The following is a 23830-nucleotide window of genomic DNA, read 5'->3' as shown; positions in this document are numbered from 1 at the left end:
CGCCCGCCACGAAGGTGGTGGTGCGGGGCCCCTCCCCGTTCCCACCCGCAGGGGCGGGTGGGAGAACACCGGTTACGGCAGCGCCAGCATCCGCTCGAGCGCCAGCTTCGCGAACGCCTCCGTCTCCTTGTCGACCTCGATGCGGTTGACCAGGGTGCCCTCGGCCAGCGACTCCAGGGTCCAGACCAGGTGCGGGAGGTCGATGCGGTTCATGGTCGAGCAGAAGCAGACCGTCTTGTCGAGGAAGACGATCTCCTTGTCCTCGGCGGCGAAACGGTTCGCCAGTCGCCGGACCAGGTTCAGCTCGGTGCCGATGGCCCACTTGGAACCGGCCGGGGCCGCCTCCAGGGCCTTGATGATGTACTCCGTCGAGCCGACGTAGTCCGCCGCCGCGACGACCTCGTGCTTGCACTCGGGGTGCACCAGGACGTTCACGCCCGGTATGCGCTCCCGCACGTCGTTCACCGAGTCGAGGCTGAAGCGGCCGTGCACCGAGCAGTGGCCCCGCCACAGGATCATCTTCGCGGCGCGCAGCTCCTCGGCCGTCAGCCCGCCGTTCGGCCGGTGCGGGTTGTAGACGACGCAGTCCTCCAGGGACATGCCCAGGTCCCGTACCGCCGTGTTGCGGCCGAGGTGCTGGTCCGGCAGGAAGAGGACCTTCTCGCCCTGTTCGAAGGCCCAGTTCAGGGCGCGCTCGGCGTTGGAGGAGGTGCAGATGGTGCCGCCGTGCTTGCCGGTGAACGCCTTGATGTCCGCGGACGAGTTCATGTACGACACGGGCACGACCTGCTCGGCGATGCCGGCCTCGGTCAGCACGTCCCAGCACTCGGCGACCTGCTCGGCGGTGGCCATGTCCGCCATGGAACAGCCGGCCGCCAGGTCGGGCAGCACCACCTTCTGGTCGTCCGAGGTCAGGATGTCGGCCGACTCCGCCATGAAGTGCACGCCGCAGAAGACGATGTACTCGGCCTCCGGGCGTGCGGCCGCGTCCCGGGCCAGCTTGAAGGAGTCACCCGTGACGTCGGCGAACTGGATGACCTCGTCGCGCTGGTAGTGGTGACCGAGGACGAAGACCTTGTCACCGAGCTTCTCCTTGGCCGCGCGGGCGCGTGCGACCAGGTCCGGGTCGGAGGCCGAGGGCAGGTCCCCGGGGCACTCCACGCCGCGCTCGCTCCGCGGGTCGGCCTCGCGGCCGAGCAGCAGCAGGGCGAGGGGCGTCGGCTGTACGTCGAGCTCCTGGGTTTGGGCGGTGGTCACGACACACACCCTTTCTACTTTTCGTCGACCCTTTTCGTCGAACTGACGCTATATATCATATCCGGTTCACGTCACTTTGACGATGCCGATAGTGTCGGTGTGACGTGAATCCCGGTGTCCGGGCGGCCGTCCGCGGCCGCTGTCCACAGCCGCCGTCCACAGCCACTGACCGTCGGCGGGCGCGTGTGCGAGCATGAGGGGGAACGCCGAGGACAAAGACTCGGCCCCGCCCGGAATGAATCCGCGGCTCCGTCGGTTGAAACCGTCGGCAAGCAGTCTCCGTACAACCCGGGAGAGATGTAGATGTCCGTATCGGACGAGACCACCACCGTCACCGACGGCATCATCCTGACCGACGCCGCCGCGTCGAAGGTCAAGGCGCTGCTCGACCAGGAAGGCCGTGACGACCTCGCGCTGCGCGTCGCCGTCCAGCCCGGCGGCTGCTCCGGCCTGCGGTACCAGCTCTTCTTCGACGAGCGCTCGCTCGACGGCGACGTGGTGAAGGACTTCGGCGGCGTCAAGGTCACCACCGACCGCATGAGCGCCCCGTACCTGGGCGGTGCCACCATCGACTTCGTGGACACGATCGAAAAGCAGGGCTTCACGATCGACAACCCGAACGCGACGGGCTCCTGCGCCTGCGGCGACTCCTTCAGCTGACGGGCCGGGCCGCCGCGCGGCACCGAGCGTGAGAAGGGCGGTGGCCCGGGATTCGTTCCCGGGCCACCGCCCTTCCGTCGCGTCTACCGGTCCCCGGACGGAGCCGGCAGCCGCGCGCCCGGCTTGTGGACGGGAATGTCCTCGCCGTCCTTGCCCACGACCGTCCGCTCGCCCAGCGGTTCGTCGAGCGGCACCGTCCGTTCGTACTCCTTGGCGATCAGGATGCAGACCTTGTCCGGGTGCGGCGTCTCGGTCACCGTGACGGTCACCTTCCCGTCCCGCTCCTCGGCCTTCGCGTCGTAGTCGGAGCACACCCCGCCCGTGAAGTGCACGGTCAGCTCGCCGTCGGCGGCCGTGTAGCCGCTCACCCGCACGTTCCGCGGCTCCCCGGGCTCCGCGGCCGGTTCGTCGGACGGGGCCGGGGACGGCTCGGCGGGGGCCGCGGTGGTCAGGTACTCCGGCTCGACCGCCGGATACGTGACCGTCACGGCGTCCCGCGCCCCCGGCGCCCGCACCTCGAACAGCCAGGACGGCACCAGCGTCTGCCGCCCCCGCACCGGATGCGCGGCCAGCCCGAACACCGCGTCCTCGACGGTCGCGACCTGCTCCTTCCCCGTACCCGGCCGCTCCGGAGCGCCGGTCGGCGGCGCGCACGGCAGGTCCGCGCGGTCCTGGTGCGGCACGGCACTGGCGCAGCCGCCGATGCCGCCGGCATCGGTGTCCGCCCCGGCGCCCGGCTCGTTCAGCAGCGCCAGCGTCTTCTCGGCGTCCAGGACGGGATACGTGTCCCCCTTGACCGGCTCCTTCACCTGACCGCTGCCGCCGACCACCTCGCCCCGCGCGTCGACGACGATCCCGGTCGTCCAGCCGTACGTGGGCAGCCCGCCCACCTCCGGGTCCGCGTTCACGGCCCGCCGGGCGCCCATGACCTGGCTCGCGTCCAGCTTGGCGTCGTCCTGGCCCAGCGCCTTCAGCACCGGCGCCGCCGCCTTCTTCGCGGCCGCCTGGCCCACCGGGTCCCCGTCGGCGGCGGGGCCCTTGCAGACGGCACCCTTCTTGCAGTTGTCGGTGCCGGGCGCGTAGCGGTGGAAGGTCCAGGTGCCCGGCGCCTGCCGGCTCACCGTGAGCAGCGGTCCGGAACCGTCCTTGGCGTTGCCGACCTTCCACGCCTCGCCCTGGGTCCGGGGCGCGCCCTCGACGCCCAGCGCCTCGGCCAGCCGGGCCACCTCGGCCTCGGTGACGTCGCCCTGTGCCCGGTACACAGGCGCCGAGCCGGGTCCCTCGGGGAGCGGCCCGTCGGCGCGGTAGGTGACGCCGTACGGGTCGGGCTCGCCCGGCGCGATGCCGTTCGAACCGTCCTCCGGTGACGACGGGGACGACGGGGACGACGCCCCGTGGTCGTCGAGGGGGAGCGGCGGGGGAGTGTCGTCGCCCGAAGCCCCGGACGCCGTACCGCCGTCCGTGTCGTCCCCGGTGGCGGACGTGGCCAGGTACGCGCCGCCGCCGCCCAGCAGCAGGACCGCGGTGGCGACCGACGCGACCGCGACCGCCCCGGGGCGCCGCCGCGCGGGACGCCCGCCGCCCGCCTCGTCGGCGGCGGTGGCGTCGTCGTTGTCGGGTCGCTCGGTGTTCACCGCATCGCTCCTTCGGCTGTTACTGGGGACAGCGATGGGACGCGGTGGGCCGGGATCCGGTTCCCGGTGGCGGCGTGCGTCGCCCGAACGGCCCCGAGGCCGCCCGGGGCCCGCTCAGTCGCCGTAGTCCGACATCGCGTCCAGCAACCGGGCGTAGGCCGACGGCACCCGGACGCCGTGGATGAGGGTGAGGGGCACCGGCCGGGGGGAGACGCGGACCGGCGCCGACCAGCGCGGAGTCATCCGGGCGCAGTCACCGCGCAGCGACGCCAGGTCGCCGTCCAGATCGGCCGGAGCGGGGTCGACGGTCCTCAGGTTCGTCATAACAGAACCGTAGGCACGTCCCGTACCGCGAAGAAAGTTGTACTACCGGGTAGTTTCGCCTGCTTCAGCCTGGCGGTGCCGCCGGGTAGCGTGAACCGTCAACCCGCCTCCCCTCAGGAGAGAGTCCACGCCGTGCGCATCGCAGTCACCGGCTCCATCGCCACCGACCACCTCATGACCTTCCCCGGCCGCTTCTCGGACCAGCTCGTCGCGGACCAGCTGCACACGGTCTCGCTCTCCTTCCTGGTCGACCAGCTGGACGTACGCCGGGGCGGGGTCGCCGCGAACATCGCCTTCGGCATGGGCCAGCTCGGCACCCGGCCGGTCCTGGTCGGCGCGGCCGGCGCGGACTTCGACGAGTACCGGGCCTGGCTGGACCGGCACGGCGTCGACACCGGCTCGGTCCGCATCTCCGAGACCCTGCACACCGCCCGCTTCGTCTGCACCACCGACGCCGACCACAACCAGATCGGCTCCTTCTACACGGGCGCGATGAGCGAGGCCCGCCTCATCGAGCTGAAGACCGTCGCGGACCGCGTGGGCGGCCTCGACCTGGTCTCCATCGGCGCCGACGACCCGGAGGCGATGCTCCGGCACACCGAGGAGTGCCGCACCCGGTCCATCCCCTTCGCCGCGGACTTCTCCCAGCAGATCGCCCGGATGAACGGCGACGAGATCCGGATACTGCTGGACGGGGCGACCTACCTCTTCTCCAACGAGTACGAGAAGGGGCTCATCGAGACCAAGACCGGCTGGACGGACGAGGAGATCCTCGGCCGCGTCGGCCACCGCGTCACCACCCTCGGCGCGCGGGGCGTCCGCATCGAGCGGCTCGGCGAGGAGACCATCGAGGTCGGCGTCCCGGACGAGGAGCGCAAGGCCGACCCCACGGGCGTCGGCGACGCCTTCCGTGCGGGGTTCCTGTCGGGACTGGCGTGGGGGGTCTCGCTGGAGCGGGCGGCGCAGGTCGGGTGCATGCTGGCGACGCTCGTCATCGAGACGGTGGGGACGCAGGAGTACCAGTTGCGGCGCGGGCACTTCATGGAGCGGTTCACCAAGGCGTACGGGGACGAGGCCGCGGGGGAGGTTCAGGCGCACCTGGGCTGAATCCGGGCTCGGAGGGCGGGGCTGGTCGCGCCCACGCGGCGGAGCCGCACATCGATACAGCCCCGCGCCCCTGGGTGAGTCAGCTCGTCCGGCGGACCAGGTAAGCCGTTCCTCTTTCCGCCGGTTCCTCGCCCAGGTACTCCTGGCCCCGCATCTCGCACCACGCCGGGATGTCCAGGCGGGCCGCCTCGTCGTCGGACAGGACGCGGACGGTGCCGCCCACGGGGACGTCGCCGATGACCTTGGCCAGTTCGATCACCGGAACGGGGCAGCGCCGGCCCAGCGCGTCCACGACGAGGTCGGGGCCGGCCACCCGGACGGTGTCCGTCGCGGTCGGCGCCCCCAGCTTCTCGCGCACCGCGGCCACCGTGCCCGGCAGTACCTCCAGGAACCGCTCGACGTCCTCCGCCGTGGTCCCCGGCGGCAGGGACACCCGGACGTTGCCCTCGCTGAGCACCCCCATCGCCCGCAGGACGTGGCTCGGCGTCAGCGTGCTGCTCGTGCAGGACGATCCGGACGAGACGGAGAAACCGGCGCGGTCCAGCTCGTGCAGCAGGGTCTCCCCGTCGACATAGAGACACGAGAAGGTGACGATCCCGGGCAGCCGCCGGGAGGGATCGCCGACCACCTCCACGTCCGGCACCAGGCCGGGCACCCGGGACCGGATCCGCTCCGTCAGCTCCCGCAGCCGGGCCGCCTCCGCCGCCGCCTCGGCCCGCACCGCCCGCAGCGACGCCGCCGCGGCCACGATCGCCGGCAGGTTCTCGAACCCGGGCGCCCGCCCCGACTCCCGCTCGTCCCCGGGCCCTTGCGGCGCGTACCGGACCCCCTTGCGTACGACGAGCAGCCCGACCCCCGATGGCCCGCCCCACTTGTGCGCGCTGGCCGTGAGCAGCGACCAGCCGCCCTCGACCCGGCCCCAGCCCAGCGACTGGGCCGCGTCCACCAGCAGCGGCACGCCCGCCGTCCGGCAGGCCTCCGCCACCTCCGCCACCGGCTGCTCGGTGCCCACCTCGTGGTTGGCCGACTGGAGACAGGCCAGCGCCGTGTCCTCGCGCAGGGCGGCCGCGTACGCCGCCGGGTCCACCGCGCCCGTCCGGTCGACGGGTACCTGCGTGACACTCCCGCCGCCGTCGGACGCCTCGTGCGCCTCGGCCGCATGCAGTACGGAGGAGTGTTCGACCGCTGACACGATCAGGTGGCGCCCGACGCGCCGCCGCCCGGCCAGCGCCCCCGCCACCCCTGAATGCACCGCCCGCGTCCCCGAAGGAGTGAACACCAACTCGTCCGCCCGGCACCCCACGGCCTCGGCCGCCGCCTCCCGAGCGGCATCGAGCAGCAACCGCGCCCGCCGCCCCTCCCGGTAGAGCCGCGCAGGATCGGCCCACCCCTCGTCGAGGGACGCCAACAGCGCCTGCCGGGCAACGGGATGAAGGGGAGCAGCGGAAGCAGCGTCGAAGTAGGCCACGGGCCAACGCTATGACGCGGGGCGGAGAAGCGCCCCAAAGGGGCGCGGGGAACGGCGCGACCAACCACGACGCACCGTCAGCCGCCGAACAACCCCTGGCACCCGCCCCCGTAGGCGCCCGACCGCACCCTTGGGAGTGACCCCCGGCGCGTATGCCACCCTCCCCGCGACCCCCCGGAGGGCGTCGGCTAGGGTTTGGTCCGCATAAACATCAAACCCCTGCCCGACGCAGGGCGGCGACCGACCAGCGAGAAGGCAGGCCGCAGCCAACCGCGCGGGCGAGACTCTCGGGAAGGCGCTACGTGAGTCCCAACGGCTCCGACCGCTCGCCGCGGCGCCCGATGCGGCGGAAGCTGCTGCAGGCACTGACCGCGGGCCTGGTCCTGGCGACCGCCACCGGTTGCACATACGAGGACTTCCCCCGCCTCGGCATGCCCACCCCAACCACGGAAGAGGCTCCGCGGATCCTCTCCCTGTGGCAGGGCTCCTGGGCTGCCGCGCTGGCCACCGGCGTGCTGGTGTGGGGCCTGATCCTGTGGAGTGTCTTCTTCCACCGGCGCAGCCGCACCAAGGTCGAGGTCCCTCCGCAGACCAGGTACAACCTGCCCATCGAGGCGCTGTACACCATGGTTCCGCTCGTCATCGTCTCGGTGCTGTTCTACTTCACCGCGCGCGACGAGTCCGATCTCATGAGCCTCAAGAAGAAGCCCGACGTCACGGTCAACGTGGTCGGCTTCCAGTGGAGCTGGTGCTTCAACCACATCGAGGACGTCCCGGGCTCCACCGGCGACGCCAAGTCCTCCAAGGAACTGGCCGGCATTCCGGACCGGTTCATCAAGGACTTCCCGGCGAACGCCGGCGGTGTCTACGACTGCGGTACCCCCGGCGCGGAGAACCCGCAGACCGGCAACCCCGGCCCGACCCTCTGGCTCCCCAAGGGCAAGACGGTCCGCTTCGTCCTGACCTCGCGTGACGTCATCCACTCCTTCTGGGTGGTGCCGTTCCTCATGAAGCAGGACGTGATTCCGGGCCACACCAACGCCTTCGAGGTGACCCCCAACAAGGAGGGGACCTTCCTGGGCAAGTGCGCCGAACTGTGCGGCGTGGACCACTCCCGGATGCTGTTCAACGTCAAGGTCGTCTCCCCGGAGCGCTACGAGCAGCACCTCCAGGACCTCGCGAAGAAGGGGCAGACCGGTTACGTTCCCGCGGGCATCGCTCAGACGAGCCACGAGAAGAACCGGGAGACGAACAACCTGTGAGCATCCTCAACGAACCCCAGGGTGCCTCGGCGGCGGAGGACTCGTACGAGAACGAGCTGCCGGTACGGCGCAAGCAGCCCGGCAACGTCGTGATCAAGTGGCTCACGACCACTGACCACAAGACCATCGGCACGCTGTATCTGGTGACGTCGTTCGCGTTCTTCGTGATCGGCGGCGTGATGGCGCTGTTCATGCGCGCCGAGCTGGCCCGGCCTGGTCTGCAGATCATGTCGAACGAGCAGTTCAACCAGGCGTTCACGATGCACGGCACGATCATGCTGCTGATGTTCGCGACGCCGCTGTTCGCGGGCTTCGCGAACTGGATCATGCCGCTGCAGATCGGCGCGCCGGACGTGGCGTTCCCCCGGCTGAACATGTTCGCCTACTGGCTGTACCTGTTCGGCTCGACCATCGCGGTGGGCGGGTTCCTGACCCCGCAGGGCGCGGCCGACTTCGGCTGGTTCGCCTACTCGCCGCTGTCCGACGCGGTGCACTCGCCCGGTATCGGCGGCGACCTGTGGATCATGGGTCTGGCCTTCTCCGGCTTCGGCACCATCCTCGGCTCGGTCAACTTCATCACCACGATCATCTGCATGCGCGCGCCCGGCATGACCATGTTCCGCATGCCGATCTTCACCTGGAACGTGCTGCTGACCGGTGTGCTGGTCCTGCTGGCCTTCCCGGTGCTGGCCGCGGCCCTGTTCGCGCTGGAGGCCGACCGCAAGTTCGGTGCCCACATCTTCGACTCGTCCAACGGCGGAGCGTTGCTGTGGCAGCACCTGTTCTGGTTCTTCGGGCATCCGGAGGTGTACATCATCGCGCTGCCGTTCTTCGGCATCGTCAGTGAGATCATCCCGGTCTTCTCCCGCAAGCCGATCTTCGGCTACATGGGTCTGATCGGCGCGACCATCGCGATCGCGGGTCTGTCGGTGACCGTGTGGGCCCACCACATGTACGTCACGGGCGGCGTACTGCTGCCGTTCTTCTCCTTCATGACCTTCCTGATCGCGGTCCCGACCGGTGTGAAGTTCTTCAACTGGATCGGCACCATGTGGAAGGGCTCCCTGTCCTTCGAGACACCGATGCTCTGGTCCACCGGCTTCCTGATCACCTTCCTCTTCGGTGGTCTGACCGGTGTCATCCTGGCCTCGCCGCCGCTGGACTTCCACGTCTCGGACTCGTACTTCGTGGTGGCGCACTTCCACTACGTGGTGTTCGGCACCGTGGTGTTCGCGATGTTCGCCGGATTCCACTTCTGGTGGCCGAAGTTCACCGGCAAGATGCTGGACGAGCGGCTCGGCAAGATCACCTTCTGGACACTGTTCGTGGGCTTCCACGGCACGTTCCTGGTCCAGCACTGGCTGGGTGCCGAGGGCATGCCGCGCCGCTACGCCGACTACCTGGCGGCCGACGGCTTCACCGCCCTGAACACGATCTCGACGATCAGCTCGTTCCTGCTCGGCATGTCGATGCTGCCGTTCTTCTACAACATCTGGAAGACCGCCAAGTACGGCAAGAAGATCGAGGTGGACGACCCGTGGGGCTACGGCCGTTCGCTGGAGTGGGCGACCTCCTGCCCGCCGCCGCGGCACAACTTCCTCACGCTGCCGCGCATCCGCAGTGAATCCCCCGCCTTCGACCTGCACCACCCCGAGATCTCCGCGATCGACCAGCTGGAGAACGTCGGCCACGGTGAGAAGGCCCTCGCCGGCGGCAAGGAGGCCGGGAAGTGAAGATCCAGGGCAAGATGTTCATCTGGTTGAGCGTCTTCATCCTCGCCGTGGCGGTTGTCTACGGCTACTGGTCCAAGGAGCCGGCCGGTACCACGGCGCTCTTCCTGGCCTTCGGCCTGGCCATCATGATCGGCTTCTACCTCGCCTTCACGGCGCGGCGGGTCGACGTCGGTGCGCAGGACAACATGGAGGCGGACGTCGCGGACGACGCCGGCGAGGTCGGGTTCTTCAGCCCGCACAGCTGGCAGCCGCTCGCGCTCGCCGTCGGCGGCGCGCTCGCCTTCCTGGGTATCGCGGTCGGCTGGTGGGTGATGTACTTCTCGGCACCGGTTCTGCTGGTCGGCCTGTTCGGCTGGGTCTTCGAGTACTACCGCGGTGAGAACCGCACCCAGTAGCACGCGTCGAGCACAAAGGGGCCCGGACACTCCGTCAGGAGTGTCCGGGCCCCTTCGTCTGCCGTACCGTCCCTCACTCTTCCGGCTTACCCACCGTGCCGCCGTTGACGTCTCTCCCTAGCGTGAGGCCATGAGCATCACGGTTCACTTCCAGGCGCGGGGGCGTACGGTCGTCGGCTGCACCCTGCTGGTGATCGCCCTCGGCGCGAGCGGCACCGCCTGCCTCGGCGACGACGCCAACCCGCTGTCCGCCACGCCCTACGACGCGGCCGGCCAGATCTCCTTCAACGGCCCCACGGACGCCGGGAAGAAGGCCGACCCGGACAAACCCCTGGAGGTGGTCGCCGAGGGCGCCGACGGGCGCATCACGGACGTCACGGCCATGGACGCGGCCGGACGCCACGTCGCGGGCGAGCTGTCCGCCGACGGCGCCCGCTGGCACAGCACCTCGCCCCTGGCGGCCAACGCCAGCTACACGGTGCGTGTCAGCACCGAGGACGGGGACGGGGCGCCCGGCCGCAAGGTGCTCACCTTCGAGACCGGCAAGCCCGGCGCGAAGAAGACCCTGGACGTCGCCTTCGGGCCCAAGGCGGGCGCGTACGGCGTCGGTCAGCCCATCACGGCGGAACTGAGCCAGCCGGTTCGGGACCCGGCGCAGCGGGCCATAGTGGAGCGTGCGCTGAAGGTCGACTCCACCCCCGCGGTGCAGGGCGCCTGGTACTGGGTGGACGACAAGAAGCTCCACTACCGGCCCCAGGAGTACTGGCCCGCCCACGCCACCATCAAGGTGCACAGCACCCTGGACGGCATCAAGATCGGCGACCGGATGTGGGGCGGCAGGGCCAAGCCCCTGAAGATCACCACGGAGGACCGCGTCGTGGCCGTCACCGACGCCTCCGCGCACACGCTGACCGTCTACCAGGACGGCGAGGCGGTCCGGGAGATCCCGGTCACCACCGGCAAGCCCGGCTTCGAGACCCGCAACGGCGTCAAGGTCGTCCTCGGCAAGGAATCCTTCGTACGCATGCGCAGCACCACCGTCGGCATCGCCGAGGGCTCCTCGGAGTCGTACGACCTGCCGGTCCACTGGGCCACCCGCGTGACCTGGAGCGGCGAGTACGTGCACGCCGCTCCCTGGTCCGTCGGCTCCCAGGGCGTCGCCAACGTCAGCCACGGCTGCGTCGGCATGAGCACCGACAACGCGGAGTGGTTCTTCAACGCGGTCCAGGAGGGCGACCTCGTCGAGGTCGTCAACTCGGGCGGCGAGACGATGGAACCCTTCGGCAACGGCTTCGGCGAGTGGAACATGGACTGGGCGAAGTGGCGCACGGGCAGCGCCCTGACGGGCGGCACGGGGGCGTCGGGCAACCAGGACACGGCACGTCTACGCCCGACGGCAGTGTGAGGCTCCCAGGGGCGCGGGGAACTGCGCGAACAACCACGACGGCGGCGCACACGCCAAAGCCACTCGCACCCCCGAGCTGGAAGGCGCCCCTAAACCCCCTGCAGCCGCTTCTCCCGCAGCAGCGCGGCCAGCGCACCCGCGAACTCCACCGGCTCCACCGGCAGCGTCACAGCCGCCTCCGCCCGGCTCCACGTGGCCAGCCACGCGTCCTGCGGCCGGGCGATGAGCAGCAGCACCGGCGGGCACTGGAAGACCTCGTCCTTGATCTGGCGGCACATGCCCATGCCGCCCATGGGCACCGCCTCACCGTCCAGGACGCAGACGTCGATCCCGCCCTTGTCCAGCTCCTTGAGCACGGCGGCCGGGGTGGCGCACTCCAGGAACTCGACCACGGGCACGTCCGGAGCCGGCCGGCGGCCGGTCGCGAGCCGCACCTGTTCGCGGGTGTTGGAGTCGTCGCTGTAGACCAGCACCGTGGCGGTCGCCTGCATGCTTCCTCCGATACGCGGTGAGACCGGTGAAGGCTGTCGTAGCCCGTTGGGGCGGATGCTACTCCCTCGAACGCCTCGTCAGCACGGGTTCGGACAGGGCTTCGACGGGCCGTTCGATGGGCCATCCGGGCCGTACAAGCAGGGGGAACACACCGAACGGCACCCCCCGGGGTGAGGGCGGGATAAGCGACCGACATAATGTCGGTCGTGGCGACAGCAACGACAGTAGAAACCGGGCACGCGCACCCGTCGGTCAACCGGCCGAACCTCACCAGCGTCGGAACCATCATCTGGTTGAGTTCCGAGCTGATGTTCTTCGCGGCCCTCTTCGCGATGTACTTCACCCTGCGATCGGTGACCGGCCCGGACTTCTGGTCCGAGAAGGCCGGCGCGTTGAACATCCCGTTCTCCGCGACGAACACCACGATCCTGGTGCTTTCCTCCCTCACCTGCCAGCTCGGCGTGTTCGCGGCCGAGCGCGGTGACGTGAAGAAGCTCCGGATGTGGTTCATCGTCACCTTCGTGATGGGTGCGATCTTCATCGGCGGTCAGGTGTTCGAGTACACCGAGCTGGTCAAGCACGACGGCATCTCGCTCTCGTCGGACCCGTACGGCTCGGCGTTCTACCTGACCACCGGCTTCCACGGACTGCACGTGACGGGCGGCCTCATCGCCTTCCTGCTGGTCCTCGGCCGCACCTACGCGGCCCGGAGGTTCACCCACGAGCAGGCGACCGCTGCCATCGTCGTGTCCTACTACTGGCACTTCGTCGATGTGGTCTGGATCGGCCTGTTCGCCACGATCTACCTGATCAAGTAGTCGCGGCACGCACCCGCGCAATACCAGAAGCATCGACGCAGAAGATCCTGACACCGGGGTAATCCGTGAAAAAGCTCTCCGCACGACGACGCCATCCGCTGGCGGCCCTCGTCGTCCTACTCCTCGCGCTGGCATGCACAGGGGGGCTGTACGCCGCGTTCGCACCCGCGAGCAAGGCGCAGGCCGATGAATCCGCCCAGTCCCTCGCCATCGACGAGGGCAAGAAGCTCTACGCCGTCGGCTGTGCCAGTTGCCACGGCACCGGAGGGCAGGGCACCAGCGACGGTCCGAGCCTGGTCGGCGTAGGCGCCGCGGCCGTTGACTTCCAGGTGGGCACCGGCCGCATGCCGGCCCAGCAGCCCGGCGCGCAGGTCCCGAAGAAGAAGGTCATCTACTCCCAGGCGGAGATCGACCAGCTCGCGGCCTACATCGCGTCGCTGGGTGCCGGTCCGGCCGTTCCCTCGGAGGAGAAGTACGGCCCCGAGGGCGCGGACATCGCCAAGGGTGGCGAGCTGTTCCGCACCAACTGCGCGCAGTGCCACAACTTCACCGGCAAGGGTGGCGCCCTGACGCACGGCAAGTTCGCGCCGAGCCTCGAGGGTGTCGACCCGAAGCACATCTACGAGGCCATGCAGACCGGCCCGCAGAACATGCCCTCCTTCCCCGACACCACGCTGTCGGAGCAGAACAAGAAGGACATCATCGCCTACCTGGACGCGGTCAACGGTGACGACACCGAGAACCCCGGTGGTCTCAGCCTCGGCGGACTCGGCCCGGTCAGTGAGGGTCTGTTCGCCTGGGTGTTCGGACTGGGCGCGCTGATCGCCGTCGCCGTCTGGGTCGCCGCTCGGACCGCAAAGGCCAAGAAGTCATGAGTAGCCAAGACATTCCAGAAACGAAGCTCCCGGCAGAGCAGGACCGCCCGCACGGCGCGGCCGCCCGGCCCGCGGACGAGACGAACCCGTTCGCCGACCCGGGGCTGCCGCCCCACGAGCCGCGGGTCCAGGACGTCGACGAGCGGGCCGCCAAGCGGTCCGAGCGCACGGTCGCCCTGCTGTTCACGCTGTCGATGCTGGCCACCATCGGCTTCATCGCCTCGTTCGTGGCGATCGACGTCGACAAGTCGGTCTACATCTTCCCGCTCGGTCACATCAGTGCGCTGAACTTCGCGCTCGGCATGACGCTCGGCGTCGCGCTGTTCGCCATCGGCGCCGGCGCGGTCCACTGGGCCCGCACCCTGATGTCCGACGAGGAGGTCGCCGACGAGCGTCACCCGATCTCGGCGTCCCCCGAGGTCCGTGCCAAGGTCCACGCGGACTTCAAGCAGGGCGCCAAGGAGTCCGTGATCGGGCGCCGCAAGCTGATCCGCAACACGATGCTGGGCGCGCTCACCCTGGTGCCGCTCTCCGGCGTCGTCCTGCTGCGCGACCTCGGCCCGCTGCCCGGGACCAAGCTCCGCCACACCCTGTGGTCCAAGGGCAAGCTCCTCGTCAACATGAACACCAACGAGCCGCTGCGTCCCTCCGACGTCGCGGTGGGCTCGCTCACCTTCGCCATGCCCGAGGGCCTGGAGGAGCACGACGAGGACTTCCAGAACGAGATCGCCAAGGCGGCCCTGATGATCATCCGGCTGGAGCCGGAGGCCATCAAGGACAAGCGCGAGCTCGAGTGGTCGCACGAGGGCATCGTGGCGTACTCGAAGATCTGCACCCACGTCGGTTGCCCGATCTCCCTGTACGAGCAGCAGACGCACCACGCGCTCTGCCCCTGCCACCAGTCCACCTTCGACCTTGCCGACGGCGCCCGGGTCATCTTCGGTCCCGCCGGTCACGCCCTGCCGCAGCTGCGCATCGGCGTGAACGACGAGGGTTACCTCGAAGCGCTCGGCGACTTCGAAGAGCCCGTCGGTCCTGCTTTCTGGGAGCGCGGATGAGTACTGCAGACAACGAAGCGCCCCGCTCACGCGGGAAGGCGCCGGCCGGCGAGCGCGTCGCCGACTGGGCCGACGGCCGGCTGGGGATCTATTCCCTGGCCAAGGCCAACATGCGCAAGATCTTCCCCGACCACTGGTCGTTCATGCTGGGTGAGGTCTGCCTCTACAGCTTCATCATCATCATCCTCACGGGTGTGTACCTGACGCTGTTCTTCCACCCGTCGATGGCCGAGGTCGAGTACCACGGCTCGTACGTGCCGCTGCAGGGCCAGATGATGAGTGAGGCGTACGCCTCCACTCTGGACATCAGCTTCGACGTACGCGGCGGTCTGCTGATCCGGCAGATCCACCACTGGGCCGCGCTGATCTTCCTGGCCGGCATGTTCGTGCACATGATGCGCGTCTTCTTCACCGGCGCGTTCCGCAAGCCGCGCGAGGTCAACTGGCTGTTCGGCTTCCTGCTGCTCGTCCTCGGCATGTTCACCGGCTTCACCGGTTACTCGCTCCCGGACGACCTGCTCTCGGGCACCGGCATCCGCTTCATGGAGGGCGCGATCCTGTCCGTGCCGATCGTCGGCACGTACATCTCGTTCTTCCTCTTCGGCGGGGAGTTCCCCGGCCACGACTTCGTGTCCCGGTTCTACTCGATCCACATCCTGCTGCTGCCGGGCATCATGCTCGGCCTGCTGGTGGGCCACCTGATCCTGGTCTTCTACCACAAGCACACGCAGTTCGCGGGTCCCGGCAAGACCAACAAGAACGTCGTCGGCATGCCGCTGCTGCCGGTGTACACGGCGAAGGCCGGAGGCTTCTTCTTCCTGGTCTTCGGTGTGATCGCCATCGTGTCGGCCATCGCCACGATCAACCCGATCTGGTCCATCGGCCCCTACCGACCCGACCAGGTCTCCACCGGCGCCCAGCCGGACTGGTACATGGGCTTCTCCGAGGGCCTGATCCGTGTGATGCCTGGCTGGGAGATCAACTTCTGGGGTCACACACTCGTCCTCGGCGTGCTGATCCCGCTGATCATCTTCCCGCTGGTCCTGGCGGCGATCGCGGTCTACCCGTTCATCGAGTCCTGGGTCACCGGCGACAAGCGCGAGCACCACATCCTGGACCGCCCGCGCAACGCCCCGACCCGTACGGCCTTCGGTGTCGCCTGGCTGACCGTCTACTTCGTGCTGCTGATCGGTGGCGGCAACGACCTGTGGGCCACGCACTTCCACCTGTCGATCAACGCGATCACCTGGTTCGTCCGCATCGCGTTCTTCGTCGGCCCGGTCGTCGCCTTCATCGCCACCAAGCGGATCTGCCTCGGCCTCCAGCGCCGGGACAGGGACAAGGTGCTGCACGGACGCGAGTCCGGCATCATCAAGCGCCTGCCGCACGGTGAGTTCATCGAGGTGCACGAGCCGCTCAGCCAGGAGCAGCTGCACACGCTCACGGCGCACGAGCAGTACAAGCCGGCCGAGATCGGCCCGACGGTCGACGAGAACGGCGTCGAGCGCAAGGTGTCGGGTACGCAGAAGCTCCGTGCCAAGCTCAGCGAGTCGTACTACGGCGAGGAGTCGCAGATTCCGAAGCCGACCGTCGAGGAGTACAAGGAGATCACGAGCGGCCACGGCCACCACTGACCCTCCAGCGTCGCCACACCACGGTCGAAGGGCCCCGTTCCGGTCTGCGGACGGGGCCCTTCGCCGTGCCCGGGGCTGGATAGGGTGGGAGCACGATCCCCGTCGACGACACACACGATTCAGGAGCGGCTATGAGCGCTGTGACCCCCGCTGGAGGCGACACCACGGCGGACCGCTCCTGGCCCGCCCTGCTGAACGGACTGCTGGACGGCCGCGACCTGAGCGCGGACGACACCGCCTGGGCGCTGGACGTGATCATGCGCGGCGAGGCGACCGACGCACAGATCGCCGCCTTCGCGGTGGGCCTGCGGTTCAAGGGCGAGACGGTCGACGAGATCTCCGGGCTCGTCCGCACCATGTACGAGCACGCCAACGTGATCGAGGTGCCGGGGGAGACCGTCGACATCGTCGGCACCGGCGGCGACGGCGCCAAGACGGTCAACATCTCCACCATGTCCGCGATCGTCGTGGCCGGCACGGGGGCGAAGGTCGTCAAGCACGGCAACCGGGCCGCCTCCTCGGCGTCCGGGGCCTCCGACGTCCTGGAGAAGCTCGGCGTCAATCTGGAGCTGACGCCGAAGCGGGTGGCGGAGGTCGCCGAGGAAGCCGGCATCACCTTCTGCTTCGCGGTGAAGTTCCACCCGGCGCTGCGCCACGTGGCGGCGGCCCGCGGACAGCTCGGCATCCGCACGGTGTTCAACTTCCTGGGCCCGCTGACCAACCCCGCCCGGGTGAAGGCCCAGGCGATCGGGGTCGCGCACGCCCGGATGGCGCCGATCATCGCCGGTGTCTTCGCCGAGCGCGGCCACTCGTCCCTGGTCTTCCGCGGCGACGACGGCCTCGACGAGCTGACCACCACCTCCACGTCCCGGGTCTGGACGGTGCGCGACGGCCGGGTGAGCGAGGAGACCTTCGACCCGCGGGACGTCGGCCTCGAGCTGGTGCCGGTCGAGGCGCTGCGCGGCGCCGACGCCTCCTACAACGCCGACGTCGCCCGCCGCCTGCTGGCCGGGGAGACCGGTCCGGTGCGGGACGCCGTCCTGCTGAACTCGGCGGCGGCCCTGGTGGCCCTGAACCCCGGGGAGGAGCCCCTGGCGGCGCAGCTGCGGGCCGGGATGGACCGGGCGGCCGAGGCGATCGACTCCGGGGCGGCCCGACGGGTGCTGGAGCGTTGGGTGGCCGTCAGCAACGCCTGAGCAGTAGTACGGCAGTACATGTGACGTGCGTCCCGCGATCCGGACTCGGGTTGCGGGGCGCCGATCTTTTCCCCTAGGTTTTTCGACAGGTCATGAGTGACAGTCATGAGGCCCCGGCCGACTGTCCGGCAACCCTCCGTCCGTGGCGGGGTGCCCCGGGTGAAGACCAGGTCGTGGACAGCAAGGTCCACGGCAAGCGCGGACCCCTCGCACGCTTTTGAAAAGTGTGGGGCCAGGGGTCCTGGTCGTCCGAGGGAGTCTTCCGTGAACCAGCGAATGCGATAGGGCCGCAGAGCCCCGCCTCCGCACGCACTCTTCTTCTCTTCACTTTCACAGCGCCCCGCCGTGCGCTGGTCCTCACGGGAGTCCGTCATGTCCGTACCCACCGCTGTCGCCGCCCCGCTGCCCGTCCTCGGCCGGGACGTCACCGTGCCGCTCGTCACCGGCGGGGAGGTCGCCTACGCCGCGCTCGACTACGCCGCCAGCGCGCCCGCGCTCCAGCGGGTCTGGGACGACGTGGCCGCCTACGCGCCGTACTACGGCAGTGTCCACCGGGGCGCCGGGTACCTCTCGCAGCTGTCGACCGACCTGTTCGAGAACGCCCGCCGGACCGTCGCCGAGTTCCTCGGCTGCCGGGACGAGGACCAGGTGGTCTTCACCCGGTCCACCACCGACTCCCTGAACCTGCTCGCCGCCGCGCTGCCCGCGAACTGCCGGGTCTTCGTCTTCGAGACCGAGCACCACGCCTCGCTGCTGCCCTGGCGGGACGCCGACGTGACCTACCTCGACGCCCCGCGCACGGCCGCGCAGGCCGTCGAGACCCTGGAGCGGGCCCTCGCCGCCCGCGAGCCGTACGGGCCCGCCCTGGTCTGTGTCACCGGCGCCTCCAACGTCACCGGCGAGCTGTGGCCGGTGCGGGAACTGGCCGCCGCCGCCCACGCGCACGGCGCCCGGATCGTGCTGGACGCCGCCCAGCTCGCCCCGCACCACCCGGTGAGCGTGCGCGACCTGGACGTCGACTGGGTCGCCTTCTCCGGGCACAAGCTGTACGCGCCCTTCGGCTCCGGCGTGCTGGCCGGGCGGGCCGACTGGCTGCGCGAGGCCGAGCCGTACCTGGCCGGTGGCGGCGCCAGCCGCAGCGTCTCCCGGCGCGCGGACGGCGGCGTGGACGTGCGGTGGCACGACAGCGCCGCGCGGCACGAGGCCGGGTCGCCCAACGTCATCGGCGCCTACGCCATCGCCTCCGCCTGCAAGGCGCTCACCGAGGCCGGGTTCGACACGCTGGTCGCCCGCGAGGAGTACCTGATCGGCAAGGTGCGCGAGGGCCTCGCCGAGGTGCCCGAGGTGCGGGTCCTCTCCCTCTTCGGGGACGACGCGCCCCGGGTCGGCGTCCTCTCCTTCGTCGTCGCGGGCTGGAACAGCTCGCACTTCGCCGCCGCGCTCTCCGCCGAGTACGGCATCGGCGTGCGCGACGGCCTTTTCTGCGCCCACCCGCTGGTGCGCACCCTGCTCGGCAGCGACCCGCAGACGCAGGGCGAGTGCGGGGCGCCCGAGGCGGCGCCCGGCGAGAAGTCCCTCAACGCCATCCGCGTCAGCTTCGGCGCGGGCACCCCGGACGAGCACGTCGAGCGGTTCGTGGGCGCCGTCAAGGAGCTGGTCAGCGACGGCGCCCGCTGGAACTACCGCACCGAGGACGGGCGTTGCGTGCCCGACACCACCTCCGCCGCCCCCGCCTCCACGGCGGGCACCGGCGCCTGAGCCGCCCGGCCGGGCAGCCGCGACCCCAGCACGACCATCCGCAACGCCCGCTCCGTGGCGTCAGTGAGGAGTTCGGAGGCGCGCAGCAGCGCGTCCGCCAGGGCCATCGGCGCCGGCATGATCCCGTGGCAGGCGTCCACCCCCGGCACCTCGTCCGCGCCCTCGCCCAGCGTGCCGGCCAGGGCGAGGACGGGCCGGCCGGAGAGCTTGGCGCGGCGGGCCACCTCGGCCGGGACCTTTCCGCGCGGCGTCTGGTGGTCCAGGGCGCCCTCGGCGGTGAGCACCAGGTCGGCGCGGGCGAGACGGGCGTCCAGGTCGACATGGTCCAGGAGCACGTCGAAGCGGGGCAGCAGCCGGGCCCCGACGGCGGCGAGACCCGCGCCGAGACCGCCGGAGGCGCCGGTGCCCGGGCCGGTCCGCAGGTCGGTGCCGACGACACCGAGGTCGCGGGTGAGGACCCGCGCCCAGTTCTCCAACCCGGCGGACAACTCCTCGACCTGCGGGGGCGTCGCCCCCTTCTGCGGTCCGAACACCCGGGCCACGCCCCGCTGACCGCACAGCACGTTGTACGGGTTGCACGCGACCAGCAGCTCGGTGTCCTTCAGCCGGACGTCCAGACCGGACGGGTCGATGCGGACGAGGCGGTTCAGCTCCCGTCCGCCGGGCGCCAGTTCGAAGCCGTCGGCGTCCAGCAGCCGGGCCCCGAGCGCCTGGAGAGCGCCCGCGCCCCCGTCGGAGGTGCCCGAGTCGCCGCAGCCGACCAGGACGCGCCGCACCCCGGTGTCGAGCGCGGCGCGGAGCAGTTCGCCGACGCCGTACGTGGTCGTGACGCCGGGGTCGCGCAGGGCGCGGGGCACCAGGGACAGGCCGGCTACGGCCGCCATCTCCACGACCGCCGTGTCCCGGGCGCCGAGCAGCGCGAAGTGGGTGCCGACCCGGTCGCCGACCGGACCGGTGGCGGCCAGCGCGACCAGCCGCCCACCGGTCGCCGACGCCAGTGCCACGGCGGTGCCCTCGCCGCCGTCGACCAGGGGGATCCGGTCGATCTCGGCGTCCGGCAGCACCCGGCGGACGCCCGCCGCGATGGCGTCGGCGGCGGCCTGGGCGGACAAGGACTCCTTGAAGCCGCTGGGGGCCACGACGACACGGTTCAGTACACGGGACGGAGAAGACACGGACGGCTCCTTCAGCGGGTCACGGGGACGCCGAGCAGCGGCCAGACCGCGGCGGCGAAGAACAGCACGAGCAGGGCGGTCAGCGGCGCCAGCACGGCGGACAGCCGCAGCAGGTCGCGCGGGGTGTAGGTGGGGACGCCGGGGACGTCGGAGAAGAGCGTGACCGGCTTGGCGGAGGCCGGGAGCGTGTGGCAGAACCCGGCCGCCGCCGTCGACGCGAGCGCCGCGGCGACCGGGTTGACCCCGGCGCCGACGGCCGCCGCGATCACCAGCGGGACCAGGACGGAGGAGCGGGCCGAGCGGGACTGCAGGACCAGGTGGGCCGCCGTGCTCACCGCGACCACCACGCCGAGGAAGACCGCCGGGGCGACGTCCGCGGGCAGGCCCGACACCAGCCACTTCGCCGCACCGGAGTCGGCCAGCGCGACGCCCATCGCCATCGTGGCCGCCATGAACAGCAGCAGCGACCAGGGGACGGTCTTCAGCGCGTCCTTGAGCCGAACGGTGCCCAGCGCGGGGGAGGAGGCGACGACCGCGCCGATCAGCGCCACGACGGCGGGGGAGACCCGGTGCAGGGGCTCGCTGCACCACAGGGCCACCACCGTGGCCAGCAGCAGCGCGCAGCGCTTCTCCGCCTGCGTCCACGGGCCGGTGACCGGGCTCTCGCTGTGCCGCTGTATCTCCTCGGCGGTGATGCGGACCGGGCCCGCGCGGTCCGCGCGCCGGGTGGTCGTCAGCAGCACCGTCTCGGCGGCGAGGTGGGAGGAGGCCACCGCCAGCGGCAGGCCGAGCAGCAGCCACTGGGTGAAGCCGATCCGGTCCCCGGTCGCCTCCCACAGCACCGACACCGTGATCAGATGCGCCCCCGCACCGATCAGGGTCGCCACCGCGGACAGCAGGATCACGGTCGGGAACAGCAGCGCCAGCATCACGACCAGTCGCTTCCGGTCGGCGAGCGCCTTGGCGAGGGCGAGGAACACCGGCAGCGCGAGCGCCGCCCGGCCCGAGGTGGCCGGCACCGTGAAGGCGGTGACGACCAGCGCGGCCGTTGTCAGGTGCACCAACTGCCGTACGGTGCGCGCCCCGCCCACCAGGAACGCCGCGGCCCGCCCCGCGAGCCCCGTCCGGGCGACCGCGGCCGCCAGCACGAAGGCGCAGATCAGCAGCCACACCGTGGCGTCACCGAGGGTGCCGAAGAGGGTGAAGCTGCTGATCACGCCGGTCGCGGTCAGCGCCAGCCCGGCACCCAGCGCGATGTACGTGTCGTCGACCGGCGTACCGATCCAGGCGCAGGTGGCCAGCGCGAACACGGCGAGGGTGAGGCGCGCGTCGCCGCCCAGGGCGGGAAAGTTGGCGGGGACCGCCAGCAGCGCGCACAGGGACAGCGCCACGCACAGGGCCGCCGCGAGGCGGAGGTTCAACGTCACGCCTCGAGCGTCCACGGGCGCGGTGAGCCCTCAATGAGGGTCACATGAAGGAAACTTCACCAGGTCGGCAGCCGGTACCCCATCCCGCGCACCGTCTCCACCTGCTGGGCGCCGAGCTTCTTGCGCAGGGCCCGCACGTACACGTCCACGATGTTGGAGCCCGGGTCGAAGTCGTAGCCCCACACGTGCGAGAGGATCTGCTCGCGGGACAGCACCTGCCCCGGGTGGCGCAGGAACAGTTCCAGGAGCACGAACTCACGGGCCGTCAGGTCCACCGTGCGGTCCTGGGCGCGGGCTCGGCGGGTCCGCAGGTCGAGGCTGAGCGACCCCGATCTCAACACCGTCACCTCCGGCGCCCTGGCCGCCGTACGCAGGCGCAGCCGCACCCGGGCGAGCAGTTCCTCGAAGCGGAACGGCTTGGTCATCCAGTCGTCGGCGCCGCCCTCCAGGCCGGCCACCGTGTCCCGTACCGAGTCCCGGGCGGTCAGCACGATCACCGGGGTCGTCACCCGGGCCTCGCGCAGCTCCCGCAGGACCGTGAAGCCGTCCCGGCCGGGCAGTCCGATGTCCAGGACGACGAGGTCGAAGCCGCCGGTGAGGGCGTACTCGTAGGCGGCGTCGCCGTCGGCGACCGCGGTGGTGGTGAAGCCGTTGGCGCGCAGGCCCTTCTCGACGAAGGAGGCGATGCGCTCCTCGTCCTCGACGATGAGGATGCGGTTCATGGGAGCCTCTTCTTCGGGGTTCAGTCCAGTGTGAGTACGAAGGTGGCGCCGCCGCCCTCGGTGGTGCGCAGGTCGACCCGGCCGCCGTGGCCCTCGGCGATCGCCCGGACGATCGACAGCCCGAGCCCGGCGCCCGTGCCGCGCACCCCGCGCCGGGCCGTGCCGCGCCGGAACCGCTCGAAGATCACCTCGGCGTCCTGCGGCTGGACACCGGGACCGGAGTCGGCGACGTACAGCTCGATCCGCGAACCGTCGGCGCGGGAGCCTATGCGGACCCGCTGACCGGCCGTGGTGTGCTGCACGGCGTTCTGCGCGAGCTGCACCATGGCCTGGGTGATCCGCTGCGGATCGAGGTGGGCCTCGCGGTCGGCGACCGAGTCCAGCACCCACTCCCGGTCGCCCAGGGTGCGGGCCTTGACGTAGACGTCGGCGGTGAGTTCGGCCAGCTGCACCGGTTCGGGGGTGACGAAGTCGGGGCGTTCTGCCTTGGCGAGCAGCAGCAGGTCCTCGACGATGCGGCTCATCCGGTCCAGTTCGTCGGTGACCAGCCGGACGGTCTCCTCGCGCTCCGCCGGATCGTCGCCCATCAGCTCCAGGTGGCCGCGCACGATGGTGATCGGGGTGCGCAGCTCGTGGCCCGCGTCGTCGACGAACCGGCGCTGGGTGGCGAAGGCGCGCTCCAGACGGTCCAGCATGGCGTTGAACGTCTCGGCGAGGGCCGCCACGTCGTCGCGGCCGTGCACCGGGATGCGCCGGGTCAAATCCTGCTCGGTGAGCTGGGCCGCGGTCGTGCGCACCAGCCGCACCGGTTTCAGGATGCGGCCCGCGACCACCCAGGCGATGCCGGTCGTCATCAGCAGGGCGACGCCGGAGATGGCGAGCAGGACGCGGAACACCTCGTCCGCGCGCGCCTGTTCGCGCCCCGGGTGGAAGGCGACCACGAAGGCGGCCGCCGGTTCGCCGCCGTAGCGGGCCACGGTGACCTTGGCCCAGCGGATCTCCCCCTCGGGCCGGTCCAGGACGCCGGTGGAGTCGGGGGAGGCGTAGATGCGGCGCCGGGCGTCGGCGTCCTCGTGCAGGGGCCGGTCGACCGGGATCTCGCGCTGCTGGATGATCTGGGTGGGCCTGCTGCCCACCTCGCCGACCAGCCCGACCAGTTCCTCGTCCAGGTCGGCGTACTGCCGCTCCAGGAAGACCCGCAGCAGCCGGCCCGGGTCGGTGAACGGGCGGCCCGTCTCCGGGTCGAAGCCCTGCTCCTCGAAGTTGGCGAACTCGCCGGCCTCCTGCGCGAGCAGGCCGTTGATCCGCTGGTCGGTGTCGCGCAGCAGGATCGACCGGGTGGTCGCCGCCACCGAGGCCAGCGCGACCGCCATCACGAGCAGCAGCCACAGCAGGATGCGGACCCGGGCCGAGACCCGGCGGCGCTCGCG

General features: G+C 70.7%; 21 protein-coding genes and 1 riboswitch. Of the genes, 12 read left to right on the top strand and 9 right to left on the bottom strand.

The features are described from left to right. Positions 1–72: 72 nt before the first annotated feature. Positions 73–1257: a quinolinate synthase NadA gene (nadA, locus tag ACGH52_RS11355; RefSeq protein WP_076973977.1), complete on the bottom strand. Its 1185-nt coding sequence runs from the start codon at positions 1255–1257 to the stop codon at positions 73–75. A gap of 303 nt (positions 1258–1560) precedes the next feature. On the opposite strand from nadA, the gene ACGH52_RS11350 reads away from it, so the two are divergent. After that, positions 1561–1917 (top strand): iron-sulfur cluster assembly accessory protein, encoded by a 357-nt coding sequence (locus tag ACGH52_RS11350; protein WP_052839876.1) that lies wholly within the window; start codon positions 1561–1563, stop codon positions 1915–1917. An 83-nt stretch (positions 1918–2000) separates the two neighbouring features. Here ACGH52_RS11350 and ACGH52_RS11345 read toward each other — a convergent pair whose 3' ends face one another. Then, the gene (locus ACGH52_RS11345) at positions 2001–3551 is read right to left on the bottom strand and encodes a hypothetical protein (protein ID WP_399938829.1); all 1551 of its coding nucleotides are present in this window, start codon (positions 3549–3551) and stop codon (positions 2001–2003) included. Positions 3552–3665: 114 nt separating this feature from the next. After that, positions 3666–3875 carry a hypothetical protein gene (locus tag ACGH52_RS11340; protein ID WP_399938827.1) on the bottom strand — a complete coding sequence of 70 codons (210 nt, stop codon included), beginning with the start codon at positions 3873–3875 and terminating at the stop codon, positions 3666–3668. 132 nt (positions 3876–4007) lie between these two features. On the opposite strand from ACGH52_RS11340, the gene ACGH52_RS11335 reads away from it, so the two are divergent. Next, positions 4008–4982: a carbohydrate kinase family protein gene (locus tag ACGH52_RS11335; RefSeq protein WP_121702190.1), complete on the top strand. Its 975-nt coding sequence runs from the start codon at positions 4008–4010 to the stop codon at positions 4980–4982. Between the two features lie 79 nt (positions 4983–5061). On the opposite strand, the gene ACGH52_RS11330 is transcribed toward ACGH52_RS11335, so the two are convergent. Further along, entirely contained in the window at positions 5062–6450 is a 1389-nt protein-coding gene (locus ACGH52_RS11330; protein WP_210977174.1) for a cysteine desulfurase/sulfurtransferase TusA family protein, read from the bottom strand. A 302-nt stretch (positions 6451–6752) separates the two neighbouring features. Here ACGH52_RS11330 and coxB point away from each other — a divergent pair, with 302 nt between their 5' ends. From coxB to ACGH52_RS11310, 4 genes are all read left to right on the top strand, one after another. After that, the gene (gene coxB, locus ACGH52_RS11325) at positions 6753–7712 is read left to right on the top strand and encodes a cytochrome c oxidase subunit II (RefSeq protein WP_059303086.1); all 960 of its coding nucleotides are present in this window, start codon (positions 6753–6755) and stop codon (positions 7710–7712) included. Then, entirely contained in the window at positions 7709–9445 is a 1737-nt protein-coding gene (ctaD, locus tag ACGH52_RS11320; protein WP_210977173.1) for a cytochrome c oxidase subunit I, read from the top strand. The genes coxB and ctaD overlap by 4 nt, the downstream gene beginning before the upstream one ends. Then, the gene (locus ACGH52_RS11315) at positions 9442–9840 is read left to right on the top strand and encodes a cytochrome c oxidase subunit 4 (protein ID WP_076973952.1); all 399 of its coding nucleotides are present in this window, start codon (positions 9442–9444) and stop codon (positions 9838–9840) included. Before ctaD ends, ACGH52_RS11315 begins: the two co-directional genes overlap by 4 nt. Positions 9841–9970: 130 nt before the next feature. Further along, positions 9971–11245: an Ig-like domain-containing protein gene (locus ACGH52_RS11310; RefSeq protein WP_076973951.1), complete on the top strand. Its 1275-nt coding sequence runs from the start codon at positions 9971–9973 to the stop codon at positions 11243–11245. An 89-nt stretch (positions 11246–11334) separates the two neighbouring features. Here the strand turns inward: ACGH52_RS11310 and ACGH52_RS11305 are convergent, their stop codons facing one another. Beyond that, positions 11335–11736 (bottom strand): hypothetical protein, encoded by a 402-nt coding sequence (locus ACGH52_RS11305; RefSeq protein WP_059299007.1) that lies wholly within the window; start codon positions 11734–11736, stop codon positions 11335–11337. A gap of 198 nt (positions 11737–11934) precedes the next feature. Between ACGH52_RS11305 and ACGH52_RS11300 the strand changes: the two genes are divergently transcribed. The 6 genes from ACGH52_RS11300 (at position 11935) to ACGH52_RS11275 (ending at position 19076) form a co-directional block, all read left to right on the top strand. Next, on the top strand, positions 11935–12555 hold the full coding sequence (locus tag ACGH52_RS11300; RefSeq protein ID WP_059299008.1) for a heme-copper oxidase subunit III: 621 nt from the start codon (positions 11935–11937) through the stop codon (positions 12553–12555). A 65-nt stretch (positions 12556–12620) separates the two neighbouring features. Next, positions 12621–13430, top strand: coding sequence for a c-type cytochrome (locus ACGH52_RS11295; RefSeq protein WP_059299009.1), 810 nt, complete (start codon positions 12621–12623; stop codon positions 13428–13430). Next, positions 13427–14488, top strand: a complete 1062-nt coding sequence (locus tag ACGH52_RS11290; RefSeq protein WP_076973950.1) for a ubiquinol-cytochrome c reductase iron-sulfur subunit — start codon at positions 13427–13429, stop codon at positions 14486–14488. The genes ACGH52_RS11295 and ACGH52_RS11290 overlap by 4 nt, the downstream gene beginning before the upstream one ends. Further along, positions 14485–16122: a cytochrome bc complex cytochrome b subunit gene (locus ACGH52_RS11285; protein ID WP_059299011.1), complete on the top strand. Its 1638-nt coding sequence runs from the start codon at positions 14485–14487 to the stop codon at positions 16120–16122. Before ACGH52_RS11290 ends, ACGH52_RS11285 begins: the two co-directional genes overlap by 4 nt. A 131-nt stretch (positions 16123–16253) precedes the next feature. After that, complete coding sequence (trpD, locus tag ACGH52_RS11280; protein WP_121702453.1) at positions 16254–17318, top strand: anthranilate phosphoribosyltransferase; 1065 nt, start codon at positions 16254–16256, stop codon at positions 17316–17318. A gap of 88 nt (positions 17319–17406) precedes the next feature. Beyond that, positions 17407–17523: riboswitch (SAM riboswitch) on the top strand. Positions 17524–17690: 167 nt separating this feature from the next. After that, positions 17691–19076 carry an aminotransferase class V-fold PLP-dependent enzyme gene (locus ACGH52_RS11275; protein ID WP_399938822.1) on the top strand — a complete coding sequence of 462 codons (1386 nt, stop codon included), beginning with the start codon at positions 17691–17693 and terminating at the stop codon, positions 19074–19076. Here the strand turns inward: ACGH52_RS11275 and ACGH52_RS11270 are convergent. The 4 genes from ACGH52_RS11270 to ACGH52_RS11255 are packed head-to-tail and all read right to left on the bottom strand — an operon-like array spanning position 18998 to position 23773. Then, a complete protein-coding gene (locus tag ACGH52_RS11270) occupies positions 18998–20251 on the bottom strand; it encodes a glycerate kinase (RefSeq protein ID WP_121702455.1) in 1254 nt (417 codons plus the stop codon). The two genes, ACGH52_RS11275 and ACGH52_RS11270, sit on opposite strands and share 79 nt — an antisense overlap. A gap of 11 nt (positions 20252–20262) precedes the next feature. After that, complete coding sequence (locus ACGH52_RS11265) at positions 20263–21678, bottom strand: SLC13 family permease (protein WP_399938820.1); 1416 nt, start codon at positions 21676–21678, stop codon at positions 20263–20265. A gap of 56 nt (positions 21679–21734) precedes the next feature. Further along, positions 21735–22400 (bottom strand): response regulator transcription factor, encoded by a 666-nt coding sequence (locus ACGH52_RS11260; RefSeq protein WP_059299016.1) that lies wholly within the window; start codon positions 22398–22400, stop codon positions 21735–21737. Between the two features lie 20 nt (positions 22401–22420). Then, positions 22421–23773 carry a HAMP domain-containing sensor histidine kinase gene (locus tag ACGH52_RS11255; protein WP_059299160.1) on the bottom strand — a complete coding sequence of 451 codons (1353 nt, stop codon included), beginning with the start codon at positions 23771–23773 and terminating at the stop codon, positions 22421–22423. Between the last annotated feature and the right edge of the window lie 57 nt (positions 23774–23830).

The sequence above is a fragment of the Streptomyces sp. BBFR25 genome (assembly GCF_044590125.1).
Classification (GTDB): domain Bacteria; phylum Actinomycetota; class Actinomycetes; order Streptomycetales; family Streptomycetaceae; genus Streptomyces; species Streptomyces canus_D.
This window is presented reverse-complemented; position numbering and strand designations above follow the sequence as displayed.